The 13,586-nt window shown below is 68.1% G+C and carries 16 protein-coding genes; all 16 read right to left on the reverse strand.

Annotated features, from left to right (window positions below):
• Complete coding sequence (locus ACVWZ7_RS07390; protein WP_456507444.1) at positions 1–2,145, reverse strand: flagellar hook-length control protein FliK; 2,145 nt, start codon at positions 2,143–2,145, stop codon at positions 1–3.
• Positions 2,142–2,864 carry a C40 family peptidase gene (locus ACVWZ7_RS07395; RefSeq protein ID WP_344360928.1) on the reverse strand — a complete coding sequence of 241 codons (723 nt, stop codon included), beginning with the start codon at positions 2,862–2,864 and terminating at the stop codon, positions 2,142–2,144. Before ACVWZ7_RS07395 ends, ACVWZ7_RS07390 begins: the two co-directional genes overlap by 4 nt.
• On the reverse strand, positions 2,861–3,295 hold the full coding sequence (locus ACVWZ7_RS07400) for a flagellar FliJ family protein (protein ID WP_456507445.1): 435 nt from the start codon (positions 3,293–3,295) through the stop codon (positions 2,861–2,863). The genes ACVWZ7_RS07395 and ACVWZ7_RS07400 overlap by 4 nt, the downstream gene beginning before the upstream one ends.
• Positions 3,292–4,620, reverse strand: coding sequence for a FliI/YscN family ATPase (locus ACVWZ7_RS07405; RefSeq protein ID WP_456507446.1), 1,329 nt, complete (start codon positions 4,618–4,620; stop codon positions 3,292–3,294). Before ACVWZ7_RS07405 ends, ACVWZ7_RS07400 begins: the two co-directional genes overlap by 4 nt.
• Positions 4,617–5,321 (reverse strand): FliH/SctL family protein, encoded by a 705-nt coding sequence (locus tag ACVWZ7_RS07410; protein ID WP_456507447.1) that lies wholly within the window; start codon positions 5,319–5,321, stop codon positions 4,617–4,619. The genes ACVWZ7_RS07405 and ACVWZ7_RS07410 overlap by 4 nt, the downstream gene beginning before the upstream one ends.
• Positions 5,311–6,327 (reverse strand): flagellar motor switch protein FliG, encoded by a 1,017-nt coding sequence (gene fliG / locus ACVWZ7_RS07415; protein ID WP_116767004.1) that lies wholly within the window; start codon positions 6,325–6,327, stop codon positions 5,311–5,313. The genes ACVWZ7_RS07410 and fliG overlap by 11 nt, the downstream gene beginning before the upstream one ends.
• Entirely contained in the window at positions 6,324–7,934 is a 1,611-nt protein-coding gene (gene fliF / locus ACVWZ7_RS07420) for a flagellar basal-body MS-ring/collar protein FliF (protein ID WP_456507448.1), read from the reverse strand. The genes fliG and fliF overlap by 4 nt, the downstream gene beginning before the upstream one ends.
• Entirely contained in the window at positions 7,934–8,239 is a 306-nt protein-coding gene (gene fliE / locus ACVWZ7_RS07425; RefSeq protein ID WP_116767006.1) for a flagellar hook-basal body complex protein FliE, read from the reverse strand. Before fliE ends, fliF begins: the two co-directional genes overlap by 1 nt.
• On the reverse strand, positions 8,239–8,631 hold the full coding sequence (locus ACVWZ7_RS07430) for a flagellar basal body rod protein FlgC (RefSeq protein WP_456507449.1): 393 nt from the start codon (positions 8,629–8,631) through the stop codon (positions 8,239–8,241). Before ACVWZ7_RS07430 ends, fliE begins: the two co-directional genes overlap by 1 nt.
• Positions 8,631–8,972 carry a flagellar basal body rod protein FlgB gene (locus ACVWZ7_RS07435; protein ID WP_456507450.1) on the reverse strand — a complete coding sequence of 114 codons (342 nt, stop codon included), beginning with the start codon at positions 8,970–8,972 and terminating at the stop codon, positions 8,631–8,633. Before ACVWZ7_RS07435 ends, ACVWZ7_RS07430 begins: the two co-directional genes overlap by 1 nt.
• Before the next feature lie 145 nt (positions 8,973–9,117).
• Positions 9,118–9,543 (reverse strand): hypothetical protein, encoded by a 426-nt coding sequence (locus ACVWZ7_RS07440; RefSeq protein WP_456507451.1) that lies wholly within the window; start codon positions 9,541–9,543, stop codon positions 9,118–9,120.
• Positions 9,536–10,027, reverse strand: coding sequence for a flagellar export chaperone FliS (gene fliS, locus ACVWZ7_RS07445; RefSeq protein WP_344360952.1), 492 nt, complete (start codon positions 10,025–10,027; stop codon positions 9,536–9,538). The genes ACVWZ7_RS07440 and fliS overlap by 8 nt, the downstream gene beginning before the upstream one ends.
• Positions 10,024–10,479: a flagellin hook IN motif-containing protein gene (locus ACVWZ7_RS07450; protein WP_456507452.1), complete on the reverse strand. Its 456-nt coding sequence runs from the start codon at positions 10,477–10,479 to the stop codon at positions 10,024–10,026. Before ACVWZ7_RS07450 ends, fliS begins: the two co-directional genes overlap by 4 nt.
• 172 nt (positions 10,480–10,651) lie before the next feature.
• Positions 10,652–10,999 carry a hypothetical protein gene (locus tag ACVWZ7_RS07455; protein ID WP_456507453.1) on the reverse strand — a complete coding sequence of 116 codons (348 nt, stop codon included), beginning with the start codon at positions 10,997–10,999 and terminating at the stop codon, positions 10,652–10,654.
• 3 nt (positions 11,000–11,002) lie between these two features.
• Entirely contained in the window at positions 11,003–12,391 is a 1,389-nt protein-coding gene (gene fliD, locus ACVWZ7_RS07460; RefSeq protein WP_456507454.1) for a flagellar filament capping protein FliD, read from the reverse strand.
• 133 nt (positions 12,392–12,524) lie between these two features.
• Positions 12,525–13,379 carry a flagellin N-terminal helical domain-containing protein gene (locus ACVWZ7_RS07465; protein WP_344360958.1) on the reverse strand — a complete coding sequence of 285 codons (855 nt, stop codon included), beginning with the start codon at positions 13,377–13,379 and terminating at the stop codon, positions 12,525–12,527.
• Positions 13,380–13,586 lie beyond the last annotated feature (207 nt).

Genomic DNA, 13,586 nt, shown 5'->3' on the forward strand with positions numbered 1-13,586 from the left:
TCAGACAAGAATGTCGAGGGTGGTCTGGGGGCCGTTCAAAATCCTGGCGGCGCGCACGGCTTGGCCATCAGCCAGCGCGTCCCAGCGGTGACCGGGGCGCTGCTCGGCCGGGTCGTTGCGGCCGCTGGGACCAGAGCCGTTTCCGCCGCCGCCGGACTCCCGTCCGGCGGCGTACTGGGTGCCCGCCCGGTCCTGGGCCGTGCCGTGCTGGCCCCCGTTCTGGCCCCCGTTCTGGCCGAGGCCCATGGGACCGCTGTGATCGGACAGGTCAAGGCTGGCCCCGAATCCGGCGTCGGCGAGCTCCTTGCGGAGTTCGGGCAGGATTCCCCGGACCGCCTCACGTCCAGCCTCGCCCGGCGCGAAGAGTTCAATCCGCACACCCGCGGCGTCGATCTGGGCCCGTACCGTCAGCGGACCCAGATCTTCCGGGCTGACCTTGAGCGTCATGATGTGCTCGCCGCGGGGCGCCCCCACCAGGGTGAAGAGCGGTTTGGCCAGCTGAGGCTGAAGGGGTTCCGCGGGCTGGGGCGCCGGCTGCGACGGCGGCTGGGCAGCGGCCTGCGCAGCCGGCTGGGGCATGGTTGTGCCGGCCGTCAGCGACTGAACAGGTACCGCCACTGCGCCAGCCGGACCTCCACTCACCTGATCCGTCAGCGCTTCCGCGGTGCGTGGTGCCTGTGCCTTTGCTTGTGCAGGGTCCGTTAGGGACCCAGGCGGCACCACGGCGGCTGCGGGGGCCACTCTGCTGCCCAGGACATTGCCGGCTGCGGTGCTGCCGGCCGAGGTTATCGCCGATTGTCCGGCGGCTGACGGAGCGACGGCGGTGGCTCTGACGGTCGCTACGGCGGCGGCCTCTCCCCTGCCCGAAAGCGGAGCTCCCGCCATGGCAACAGGAGGGCTGGCCGCCGGGTTGACCGGTGTCGAACTGCCAAGCACCGCACTGCGTCCCGGCCCTGTCTGGGCCGATTCACCTGCCGTGGCCTTCGTTGGCGCCTTCGCTTGAGCCGTGGCCGCCGCGGCCTCGCGCGGCAGCGTGGTTGCCTCGGCCGTGGCGGAAACTGCACCGGCGGGCGAGCCAGTGAGCACCGAGGCGGGACCCGCTGCAGACGCGGCACCTGCCGCGCCGGTGGCGGGCGAGGCCGCTAGCGCAGCCACACCGGGCTCCGGTGCAGCCGCCAGGGCAGGAACGGGTGCAGCGGACGCGGCACCGGCTGATCCGCCAGTGGCTGCAGTCGGCCCCGAGGACGGTACCGCGCCCGCGATCTGCGCGGCAGCAACGGCAGACGAATCACCGCCCGCGACGGGACGAACGGGGATCGCGCCGGGCATCTGGAGCCGGGCGTCGGGCATTCCGGGGGCAGCGGGTACGGCTGTACCCTCTGCCGCGGCGGCCGGCACGCCGGCGGGACCCGCTGCCGCGGGGGCGGGGAAAGCCGGTGCCGCAGCGCGGGGGCTACCGTGACCGTCCGAGGCCACGGCCTGGGCTGCTTGTCCGGGCTGCGCTGGCGGTCCCACCGGGGCTGGCTGTCCGGGTTGCGCGAAAGCGACAAATTGGGCGGGGGCCCACTGGGCGGAGGCATACTGCGCCGGCCATGCAAAGCCGGCAACGGCGGGAGAAGCGGCGTCGGACGGCGCGGAACCTGCTGCAGAGGGCGCCGAATCGGCTTCGTCGTCGGCCGCCGTCGTCGGTTTTGCAGCGGCGCCTGCCGCTGAAGCACCGGTCAGGTCGCCGTCACGCACGGGCACGTCTGGCGTCCGCTCGCCGACCGCCGTTGAGGCGGCTTCGGGGAAGCCGGCGTTGGCGGGCACCCAGTCGGACGCACTTTCCGTGAGTCGGCCGGATGCCTGATTGGCCGGACGGCCGGCGCCCTGAAGCTCGGGCCGTCCGGGCGTGGCGTTGGACTCGTTGTCAGTAGCGGGCTCGGGGTTGGCGGCGGGCTCTGCCTCGGTGGCGGGGTCCGCGAGGTTACCGTTGCCTGCTGGGCCGATCCCTGCCGAACCCTGGACGTCGGTGAGAACCGAGTCGAAGGACGCAGTGTCCGGGCTGCCGTTGCCGGGCCGCAGGTCTGCTCCCTGACGTGCTGCCCGGGCCGGTGCCGAGGCGGCCAGCGCGGTCGCGAGATCCCCCGATGCCGCGGCCTTCACGATGCCGTCCCGGCAGGAACTATGCGCCGGATGGAAGTCAGGTTGGACTGCTGCTCCCAGGCGTCGCGGATCTGGATGGTCTTGCCGGGTACGGGTGCGTCGATCGCCTTGCCGTTGCCCAGGTAGATGGAAACGTGGTTGCCGCCGAAGCTCACCAGCAGGTCGCCGGGTTTCGCTTCGGCGAGGGAGGCCACCGGGGTGCCCTGGCGCATCTGGTCGCTCACCACGCGGGGAATCTCCACGCCGAGGTCTTTGAACACCCGCTGTGTGAAGCCGGAGCAGTCCATGCCGGTGGCCGGATTGGTGCCTCCCCACACGTAGGGAACACCGATGTACTTCTTGGCCGCCGCCACCACGTCGTTACCCGTCGCCGCCGCGCCCGTGTGCACCGTGCCCGTTGCCTGGGCGCCGGTGAGCCCGGCCACGCCGGTGAACCCGGCCATGCCGGTCCCCGTCGTGCTGCCGAGTCCCAGCGAGCTGCCGAGCCCCAAGCTGTCCGTGAGGGAGGATGCATCCGTGGCGCCGGTCCCGCCCATGGCCGCGGCGAGTGCCTGCGTGAAGGAAGCGGAGTCGCCGGTGCCCGTGGCGGTCGCGAGCGAGGTGGCCGCGGCGGCCTTGACCGCGGCCGCGTTGGTCTCCGCCGTGGCCGCCGGCCGGGACAGTTCCGCGATCATCGCTTGGATGCCCTGCATCCTGCCAATTGCCTCTGTCATGCTCATGGCTTCACCTGCTGTTCGTCGCGGTGCCAGAGCGTCGAGGCGATCTCGTCGAGGGCGGACTGTTCGGCGCGCAGGTCGGCGGAACTGATCTCGGCGTCGTGGCGGGCTTGCAGTTTTTCCAGGCCCACGGAGCGCGTGCGGGCGGCGATGAACTCGGCGCGGGCGGCGGCTTCTTCGGCTTCGGCCAGGTGCGTGAGGTTTTGCAGGTCCGCGAGCATGCTGTGGGAGGAGGACCGGGCGGCGGCCACGGCACGCAGGGAGGCGGAGCTGGAGATGGGGTCATCCGTGGCGGCCAGCTCGCGGCGGGCGGCGGCTTCGCGGACCCGGACGGAACTGGAGCGTGAGCGGGCCCGCGCCAGTCCGGTGGCTGCCTGGTCCTGCTGGAGCTGGCGGAGGCGCAGGAGCCCTGCCAGAGAGAATTCGCGGTTCATGCTGCTGCTCCCAGGATCGAAGTAAGGTGGCCGAGCCTCTGCCAGGACTCGGAGTGCGCCGTGGATTCGTCCATCGGCTGTTGGAGGAACGCGCTGACCTCGTGCTCGTGGTTCAGCGCGGCGTCCACCAGCGGGTTGGTCCCGGCTTGGTAGGCGCCGACGTCGATCAGGTCCTGTGCGCCCTTGCGGGCCGCGAGGACCCGGCGGAGTGTGGCGGCGGCGTCGAGGTTCGGCCGGGCATTGACCTTGCTGGCCACCCGGGACACCGATCCGAGCACGTCCACGGACGGAAAATGCCCTGTGACGGCCAGTTTGCGGTCCAGCACGACGTGACCGTCCAGGATGGACCGGGCCGCGTCGGCGATGGGCTCGTTGTGGTCATCACCGTCCACCAGCACGGTATAGATGCCGGTTACGGAGCCGGTTTCGGCAGTGCCGGCGCGTTCCAGGAGACGGGCCAGGATGGAAAAGGTCGACGGCGGGTAGCCCCGGGTGGCCGGAGGCTCGCCGGCCGAGAGGCCGATCTCGCGCTGGGCCATGGCTACTCGGGTGAGGGAGTCCATCATCAGGACCACGTCCTGGCCCTGGTCGCGGAAGGACTCGGCGATCCTGGTGGCGGTGAAGGCTGCACGCATCCGCATGAGGGCGGGTTCGTCGGAGGTGGCGACCACCACCACGGAGCGCGCCAGACCGGCGGCGCCGAGGTCATCCTCGAGGAACTCCCGGACTTCGCGGCCGCGTTCGCCGACGAGGGCAATCACCGAGACCTCGGCGTCGGTGCCGCGGGCGATCATCGAGAGCAGGGAGGATTTGCCGACGCCGGACCCGGCAAACAGGCCCATGCGCTGGCCCTTACCGAGCGTCGTCATGGTGTCCAGGACGCGCACCCCGGTCTGCAGTGCCGTATCGATGCGGGCACGTTTCATGGCGTTCGGCGCCTCGTTGTCAATCGGCACGCGCGGACCGCTGAGCAGCGGACCCTTGCCGTCGATCGGACGTCCGAGCCCGTCAAGTACCCGGCCGAAGAGGCCCCGGCCGGTGGGGACCAGCACGGCGCCGCCCTTGGCACGGACGGGGTCTCCGGCGGCCACACCGGCGAGGCGGCCCAGCGGCATGCAGCGGACGGAGCCCTCCAGCGCGGCCACGACTTCGGCGTCGAGGCCGGGGTTCTCCCCCACCGTGATGAGGTCTCCCAGCGCGCAGTCGAGCCCGGAGACTTCAAGGCCCAGCCCAACGACGGAGGTGACGACGCCGACCCTCTGCGGGGCAGCCGCGGCCAGCGCGGCGGCGTAGTCGGCACCCTTCGGGCGCCACTCGGCGATCATGCCTGGCCCCGATAGGCGCCGGGAAGGCCGCCAGCAGGCAGTCCGCCGCCAATAACGCCGGCGCCGGGACTGGCGTCGGCCTGCCCGGACTCCCCCAGCAGGGCCGTGCGGGCACGTTCCAGGGAACTGCGCAGGCCGGCGTCGAACCAGCCCTGCTGGTATTCGACCTTCGCGTCGCCCCGGTCCAAGGAGGGATCCGGGACGAGCGGCAGCCCGGCGGGCAGTTCCTGCCCTTCCCGGGTAAGGACGTCGATGTCTGCAGGGTGCAGCCGGATCGCCAGCACGGTGGCGGTGTCGCTCCCGGAGAGGGCACGTGCCAGGGCGGCGCGCGCGGTCCTGGTGCCTTCGGCGAGTTCGTAGCCGAGGATGGCCTCGGCCAGTTCCAGCGCGGTGCGTGCCAGGATCTCTTCGGCGTCCTGCAGGGCCTGCACGTTGCGGTGGGCGAAGTCGTTCCGGGCGACGGCCAGGGCGCGCACGGCACGGTCCAGGTCCTGTTGCCCGGCGGCCAGGGAGGCGGCCTGTTCGGCGGCCATGCGGTCCCGCCAGCGGCGCTGTTCCTTCGCGGCGGCCCGCACGCCGGCGGCGTAGCCTGCGGCGTGGCCCTCGGTGTAGCCGGCCTGTTCGGCGGCCGGCCCGTTCGCCCGCAGCGAGGGAAAGACGACGCGCGCCGGGGCAGGGGCCGCGCCGCTGTCAGTAGACATAGTCTTCTTCGTCCCCGCGCTGGATGGTGACCTGGCCGTCGGCCTCGAGCTCGCGGATGGACCGGACGACGGCGGCGCGGGCCTCTTCGATCTGCGAGGCACGCAGCGGGCCAAGGGCAGCGATCTCGGATTCGAGGATTTCGAGGTTGCGCCCGGAGACGTTGGTGGTGATGGTTTCCAGGACCGCCTCGGAGGCGCCCTTCATGGCGATCGCCAGGACAGACGCGTCGAGGCCGCGGAGCACCAACTGCACGTCGCGGCGTTCCAGTTTCACGATGTCGTCGAACGTCACCATCTGGGCGCGGATCTCCACCGCGAGGTCGGGGTCGAGCAGGTCAAGGCCGTCCAGCACGGATCGTTCCGTACCGGCGTCGGTCCGGTTGATGATCTCCAGCAGCGGCTGGATCCCGCCCACCACCTTTGAGGCCTGCTGGGATACGGCGGCGCCGCCGCGGAGTTTGAGGGTATCGGCGACGATCCCGATCGCCTCGGGCGCGCCGGACCCCATGGTGGCGATGCTGAGGGCGACGTCGGCGCGCAGCGAGCCGGGCAGCCCGGACATGACGGCCGAGGCCTTGCGCGGGCTGAGGTGGGCCAGGACCAAGGCGATGGTCTGCGGCAGTTCGCCGTCGATCAGGGCCAGGATCTGCACGGGTTCGATGTCTTCGAGGAACTCGAAGGACTTGCCGGCCATGTTGACCGTGAGGCGGTTGATGAGTCCGGCCGCTTTTTCCGAGCCGAAGGACGCCTCGAGCAGGCCTTCGGCGAGTTCCCGGCCGCCCCGGGCCTGGCGGGAGTTGGTCTGCGCGGCCTGGTGGAAGTCCTTCATGATCTGTTCGGCGACGTCCGGGTCCACTTTGCGGAGCTTGACGATCTCGGCGGCAATCTCCTCCGCCTCCGTGTCAGTGAGCTGGGCCATGACCTTGGCGGCGTTCTCGGGGCTCATCTGCATCAGGACGACGGCGGCGCGCTGGGTGCCGGTCAGGACGGTATCGGCTGGTTTCATGCCGGCTGCCTGTCATCCATGAGGCTGCGCAGGTAGTCTGCCGCCCGTTCCGGGTTGGCGGCGACCATGTTGTCGATCTCCAGCCGGCGTTGCTCGGACTCCAGCTGCTCGGTGGTCGGTCCCGGAAGCGGAGGCAGTGCGGTGATCGGGATCGCCGACGTCGCCGGGGCGGGCGGAAGGGCGGTGACGGGCGCGACCACCGGCATGATCTCCAGATCCAGGCGTTCACCGAGGTCAACGGGCTCGCGCTTCTGGCGGCGCCGCAGGATGATCGTGACCACCAGGGCAAGGATCAGCAGGCCGAGCAGGATGCTGCCGGCCGTGACGAGGGTTCCGAAGAACGCGGCCTGCCTCTCGGCTTCCGCGTTGGCCTGGGCCTCGGCAAGTGCTTTGGCGGCGTCATCGGCGGCCGCGGTGCTGAACGGCACCACCTCAACGGTGACGACGTCGCCGCGCGTGGCATCGACGCCGGCTGCGGAGGTGACGAGGTTCTTCAGCGACACGAGGTTCAGGCCGTTGGCGGCGGCCTGGCTGACCGCTACGGAAATGGTCTGGCGTTTGACGGCTCCCGCCGGGATGACCCGGTCCTCGGTGACCTTGTTGACGGCGTTGTTCTTGGTCTCGGTGGTGGAATCGAAGTTGCCGTTGCCACTGGTGCCGCCGGGAACGGCGATGTTGTCCGGGCCGAGGACGCCCGCGGCCCCTCCCCCGGTTCCCGTGTATTTCTCGGTCTTGGATGATTCGCTCAGCGGCAGGGCGCCGGCGGTGTTGGAGAACGTTTCGCTCGTCTGCTGGGCGGATTCCCCGGTGACGTCGGCGGCGACCGCTACCGTGGAATTCCCGGGACCCACCACTCGGTCCAGGACTGCCTTCACGGCGTCGGACGTACGGTTCTGGTAGTCGCTGGCCTGCTTGGAGGTCGAGCCTGTGGCGCCGCCGCCGACAGTGGAGAGCACATTGCCTTGGGAGTCGACCACCGACACGTTGTCCGGCTTGAGGTTCTCGATCGCGGCGGAGGTCAGGTGGACGATGGCCTGCACTTTGTCGCTGGAGAGCGTGGTCCCCGCGGCGGTTTCGACAAAGACCGAGGCCGTGGTGTCGGGGGTCTTGGACACAAAGACGGTCTTCTCCGGGATCGCGAGCCGGACGGCGGCGGTCTTCACGCCGTCCATGGCTTCGATCGTGCTGGCGAGTTCCCCTTCGAGCGCCCGCTTGTAGGTGACGGACTGCTGGAATTCCGAGGACGTCACCCCCATCTTGTCCAGGAGGGAGTACCCGGTTGCTGCAGCGGTCGGCAGGCCGGCGGAGGCCGCCTTGAGCCGCTCGTCGTAGACCTTGTCCTGCGGGACCAGGATGGTGGCGCCGCCGTCGCTGAGTTCGTACTGAACGTTGTCCTTTTTGAGCTGATCCACGATTCCGCTGGCATCGGTGCTCTTCAGGCCAGAGAACAGCGGGGTCAGGGCCGGGCGGGTGAGCCAGGCGGACAGGGCCACGATACCCACCACCAGCAGGGCAGCACCGATCACGGCGAGGGTGCGCTGGCCGGCGGTGAAGCTCTTCAGGCCCGTGCCGACGCGCTGGAAGAACGCGGTTATCTGCGGAGGCATCAGGCCTGCATCCTCATGATCTCGTTGAACGCGTCAACGCCCTTGTTGCGCACCGTGGACATGAGTTCCAGCGTGACCTGGGCGCGGGTGGCGGCGAGCGTGGCGTTGTGGATGTCGTCCAGGTTGCCGGTGACGGCGGAGACAGCCAGCTGGTTCGACGTCGACTGCAGCTGCTGGAGGTTGTCCACCGCACCGGTGAGGGAGGTGGCGAAGGCGGAGCCGTCCGTGCCGGCGACAGGGCTGGCGCCGCCGACGTAATTGGTCGGCAGGACACCCTGGACGGGGGCGATGGGGGCAACAGTCATTAGGAGCGTCCAATCTCAAGGGCGGCCGTGTACGTTTCGCGGGCGCGGTCCACCACCTGCGCGTTGGCCTGGTAGCCACGCTGGGCGATGATGAGCGCGCCCATTTGTTCAGCCATGTCGATGTCCGGGTACTTCACGTTGCCGTTGGCATCAGCCAGCGGGTGGTCCGGCTGGTAAACGATCCGGCCCGCGGCGCTGCCGAGCTGGGTGCTCTTGACGTACACGCCGGAGCCGTCCGACCCTTCGACGGCCTCGACGTACCGGGCCTGAAAAGCGGGGCCGCTGGTGGCGGAGGCGTTGTTCATGTTGGCGAGGTTGTCCGAGACAGCATCGAGCCACTTGCGGTGGACGGTGAGGGCGGAGCCGGCGATGCCGATCATGTCGAAGGTCATCAGCTGGTCCTCAGGGCGGAGCGTATGGCGGTGAATTCGTTATTGACGGCGCGGGCGGCGAACTGGAAGCGCAGCACGGTGTCGATGTTGGACAGGGTCTCGGTGTCCAGGTTGACGTTGTTGCCGTTCAGCTGGGTGGGTTCCAGGGATTCCGCCGTCGTTGCCTGCACGTGGCCGTCCCCGGACTGCGCTGACGCCGCCAGGGCGTCCTCGAAGCTGACGCGCTTCGCGTGGTAATTCGGTGTGTTGACGTTCGCGATGTTGTTCGCGATAGTGCGCTGGCGCAATGCCAACCCGTCCATGGCGCTGGCCAGGGCGGCGGAAGTCACGGATTCGAGCACAGAGTCCTGCCTGGGAAAGGTGAGGGTGGCCAATCCGTGGCCGGTAAACGAGCGATCCGTGCTCTTACAGTGGTTATCGGCACTGGTCAGCGCTGCGTTAGGAGAAAATGCGACTGTTATCCGAAAGATTCGGGCCGAGGAAACTTCAGCCGTTCACGTCGAGGTAGATCGCACTGGACGGGTCTCCGACGCCCGGTACTGAGGACACCGCCTGGAGCTGCCGGGCCATGTCCTGCCGGGCCTCCTCCAGCCTGAGGGCAACGCGTTCCTGGGCCGCGGCCAGGGCGACGGCGCGGCGCCGTGCTGCGGCCGGCAGCGGCCCGGGCACCGACGGCGGGGACCAGCGTTTTTCCGCCCGGGGCTCCGCCACGGATCCTGCTGCTATGGCGAGCGGGCCCAGCGGATCCTTCAGGGTGCGCTCGGCAGCCTGGACCGCCATTTCAAGCACGTCCAAGACAGCCATCCAAGCGGCCAAGCCGGCGTCGACGGGCATGGCCTCCGCGGGAAGTGATGCGGCGTTGGTGGATCCGGCTTCCCCAAGGCCGGACTCCGTGTCGGTCTGGTTAGCCAAAACCGAGGCTCCCGCCACCTGTGCCCGGCTGGGCGTTCCAGGTCCCGGTGCCGGCAAAGGCGGGTGCAGCCGCTGCGGAGGGGACTGCCGGTGGCGCCGGAACGGACGCGGCGGCTTCATGCCAGGCCTGGCGCAGGGGTTCCAGGAGGTCAATTGCCTCCCGTGTGAGGGCCGGGTCGCGCTGGATGTTGGCGTTAACCAGCGCGGTGAAGGCGTAATTGTAGATGCCGAGGAGTCCGTCGGCACCGTCCCAGGCGTCGACCTTCAAGGACGAGGTCAATTCAGCAATGATGGCCTGTGCATGCAGGAGGTTTTCCGCGGCGACCGGCCAATTGGCGCCCTGCTGGGCCGTCTCGGCCCGTCCAAGATCCAGCAGAAGGCGGTCGTAGAGCATGGTCAGGAGGCGTGCGGGAGGAGCGGAGAGCACAGAATCCGCCAGGTACTGGTTCCGTTGGGCTGCGCTTCCAAAGCTTGTGGTGGTCATGCTGGTGTGCTTCCTGTGGAGGGACCGAAGATCTGCGAGGAGAGCCAGGCAGACTGGGACTTAATTTCACTGAGTGACACTTCGAGCGCGGCCTGCGAACGCTGCAGAACGGACTTTCGGGCGACGAGCCCGCTGTCCCAGCCGGCAGGAAGGTCCGCCGAAGCACCGGCCTGCTCGCCGAATTTTACGTGGGCGCTCTTCCCGTTCAAGTCGGGGACGATCGTTGCAGCCGCACCGGATTTGGACGCCGCAAATTCCAGCCGGTACTGGCCGCCGCCGGCAGGCACCTTACTGGCCGTAACGCCGGCATTTGCGCCGTTGACCGCGGCGGCAACATCGTCAATGGAGCTGGTGGCTGGCGTGACCGTGACGATGTTGCCCTCGCTTTTGATGGTGATGGTGGTGGTGAAAGGCCACACGAAGACCTTCTGCGAGGAGGACACATGGGACATAGCGGCCTGCCTTCCGGGTAGGAACAACACGGCCGATTTCGTGGCCGTGCTTCGGGTAATCCCTGCTTACCTTCTGCTCTCGGCATGCGAGGGGTCATGCGTTAGCAAAAAATGCCGGGCTATCTCCGGCGGGTTCCCGTGAGACGCGGTCACATCCACACGGGAGGTCATGTCAGCCCCGGACGTCAATGAGCAGTGCGTGGCCTGCTCCGGACGATGCCGGGACTAAATTGAGAGCCTCCAGGTGCGCTGCGGCGACCTGCCTGGTCTTCGTGAGGATAGCAATGCTTTCCTCTTGAGCATTCAGGACCCGGCGCGCTCGGTCTTCCAGCTCGGCCGGGATGGGGCCCGGTAAAGCGGGAGGTGCCCACGGTTCGGGTTCCGCCCCTGAAAAGGCCACCGCGATGTCGGCCTCGAGCCGGTCCAGGATCGCGGTCCAAACTGCGTTGGTATCGGCGATCCCCGGGGCGTCACCGAGCGGGCGGTCCGGGCCCCGGCGATAGACAGCGGTGCTGGACATTGGCTAGTTTCCGCTCGAGGACGACGTGGAGAGTCCGGCAAGCTGGCCCGTAAGCCAGGATGACTGCGCCTTCAGCCCACCCAGCAGAACTTCCATATTGGTGAACTGGGCCTGAAGGGTTGCCCGGCGGTTTGTTAGTCGCGTATCCCAGTTGGAGATCTGGTCGTTCAGGTCAGCGACCTCGGATTGTTGACCCTTGATGAGGGACGTCACGGAACCCTGGACCGGGTCTGTGGCGTTGCTCGTCGAGGTGGCGACGCGCGAGGCAATTGTCTGGAGCGCGGCACTGGTCCCGGCCGGGTCGCTCGCCATCGCCGCCGCCAGCTTGTCCTTATCGAAGGTGAAGTTCCCATCGCGGGTGATCACGATCCCGTACTCGGACGGGGACTTGCCGTTGACCGGGGCCGCCATTGCGGTGAGCAGGGCATCGCCGACGGCGCGGACGCTGGAGTTGCCGGTGAAGATTCCGCCTTTGGCGGCCGAGGTTCCGTCCGCGGTTGTGGTGGTGGTGACGGAGCTGTTGTCGGAGATGAAGCCGAGTGCATCATTGACAGCTTTGACGAGATCCGATGCCTTCTGGGATATCGCCGCGGTGTCGCTGGCTACGGTCACGGTTACCGGTGCGGCGCTGACAGCCGTCGCAGTGACCGAGACGCCGGGGAGCAGGTTGGTGAAAGTGTTCGTTGCCGAGGTGATTTTCTGCTCGGCGGCGGTGCCTGCGTACAGGACGGCTTCGGCGTCCTGGGCGGTCCTCACGACGGCGGCGGCAGGATCAGACATCAGGTCCGTGGCGGTGCCGGCAGTGACGTCCGCGGCGCTGCCCTGGTAGATCTGAAACGCGCCAGCTGCGCCGGATGCGGTCGCGGTGAGCTGGAGGCGGTAGGTGCCATTGCCGGCCGGGACTTTCACCGCGGCGGCGCCTCCGGAAGCGCCGTTAATGGCGGTGACGACGTCGTCGAGCGACGTGGAGGCCGGGGCGATCTCGGTCTGCTTGCCTTTGGCATCGACGATTGTCAGTTTCGCGGGTGCTCCCCCGGCATCGACGGGCCACGAGGCCATCGCTGCGGTGACATCGACCTGGGTCTGGGCGAGCTTGGTGACCGTGACATCGAGGGACCCGGCCGCCGCAGAGGTGTTTGCGGTGGCGGTGAGGGACGGCGCCGAGGTGCTCGCAGTGAACAGATTCAGCGCATTGACGGTGGCATCTCCGGCGGCGGTGCTGTTGAGGAGCGTCAGACGGGTGTTGAGGCCCTGCAGCGATGTGATCATCGACTGGTCGGAGGCCAGCTTCGTCTTCAGTTGCGTCTGTGGCAGTGCCTCGACGGCCATGAGGGAGTTAATCATGGACGTTGTGTCCAGGCCGCTGGACAGTCCGTCGATTGCTGTTCCCACGGGGGTTCCTTCCGGAAAAGTTTGGGGCCGTGACCGGCGGCTTAGGTCAGACGCCAGTGGCGGTCAGGCGGGATGGGCCCGACCTAACCGCCACAGGCGACCATGGAATCCGTTGTTACGGTTCCGCTATTGACTAGCGCAGGAGCGACAGAACGCCCTGGCCGGACTGGTTGGCCTGAGCCAGCATTGCGGTACCGGCCTGGGACATGATGTTGGCCTTGGTGAACTTGACCATTTCCTGTGCCATGTCGGTGTCGGTGATGCGGGACGCAGCAGCCGACAGGTTCTCGCCGGAGACCTGGAGGGTCTTGGTGGCGTGTTCCAGGCGGTTCTGGGTTGCACCCAGGTCTGCGCGCTGAGCGGAGACAGCAGCGATGGCGGTGTCGATGGTGCCGATCGTGGTCTGGGCGTTGGCCGCAGTGTCGACCAGGAAGCCTGCAGAAGCGGCAGCGCCAGCCAGCGTGCCAACGGCGGTGGGAACGTCACCGAGGGTGATGTCGATCTTGTCGTTGGCGGTGCCGCCGGTGCCGACCTGGATGCTCAAGGTAGCGCCGCTGTTGCCAGCAGCACCCTGGAGCAGGTCGATGCCGTTGAAGTTCGTGGACTTGGTGAGGCGGTCCAGTTCCTTGCCCAGCGAGTCGCCTTCACCCTTGATGGCGTTGCGGGCAGCCACGTTGTTGGTGTCGTTAGCGCCCTGGACAGCGAGGTCACGCATGCGCTGCAGGATCGAGTGGACTTCGGTCAGGGCGCCTTCGGTGGTCTGGATGACGCTGATGCCATCCTGGGCGTTGCGTGAAGCCTGCGCCGAGCCGGTGACCTGGGACTTCAGGCCTTCAGAGATGGACAGGCCGGCAGCGTCGTCAGCAGCACGGTTGATGCGCAGGCCGCTGGAGAGCTTCTCCATCGACTTGGACACAACGTCCTGGGTGTTGTTGAGGTTGCGGTAGGCGTTGTTCGCCATCGTGTTGGTGTTGATCATCATGCCCATGGTGTTTCCTCCGTGAGTGGGACTGTAAGCGACGGCCCATCCGTGGGCCTTCAGGAGTAGTTATCGCCCGGCGGATAACTCAGGTAAGGGGAATCCGAAAAAAGTTTTCCCAGTTCACGCGCTCTTGTCCGCGCTCCTGCCCGATTGCCAAGAACGCCCTTGTTATCCGCCTCATTGCTGCTAACGCATCCCGCAGCCCTGCCGATA

The organism is Arthrobacter sp. TE12232, from assembly GCF_054062615.1.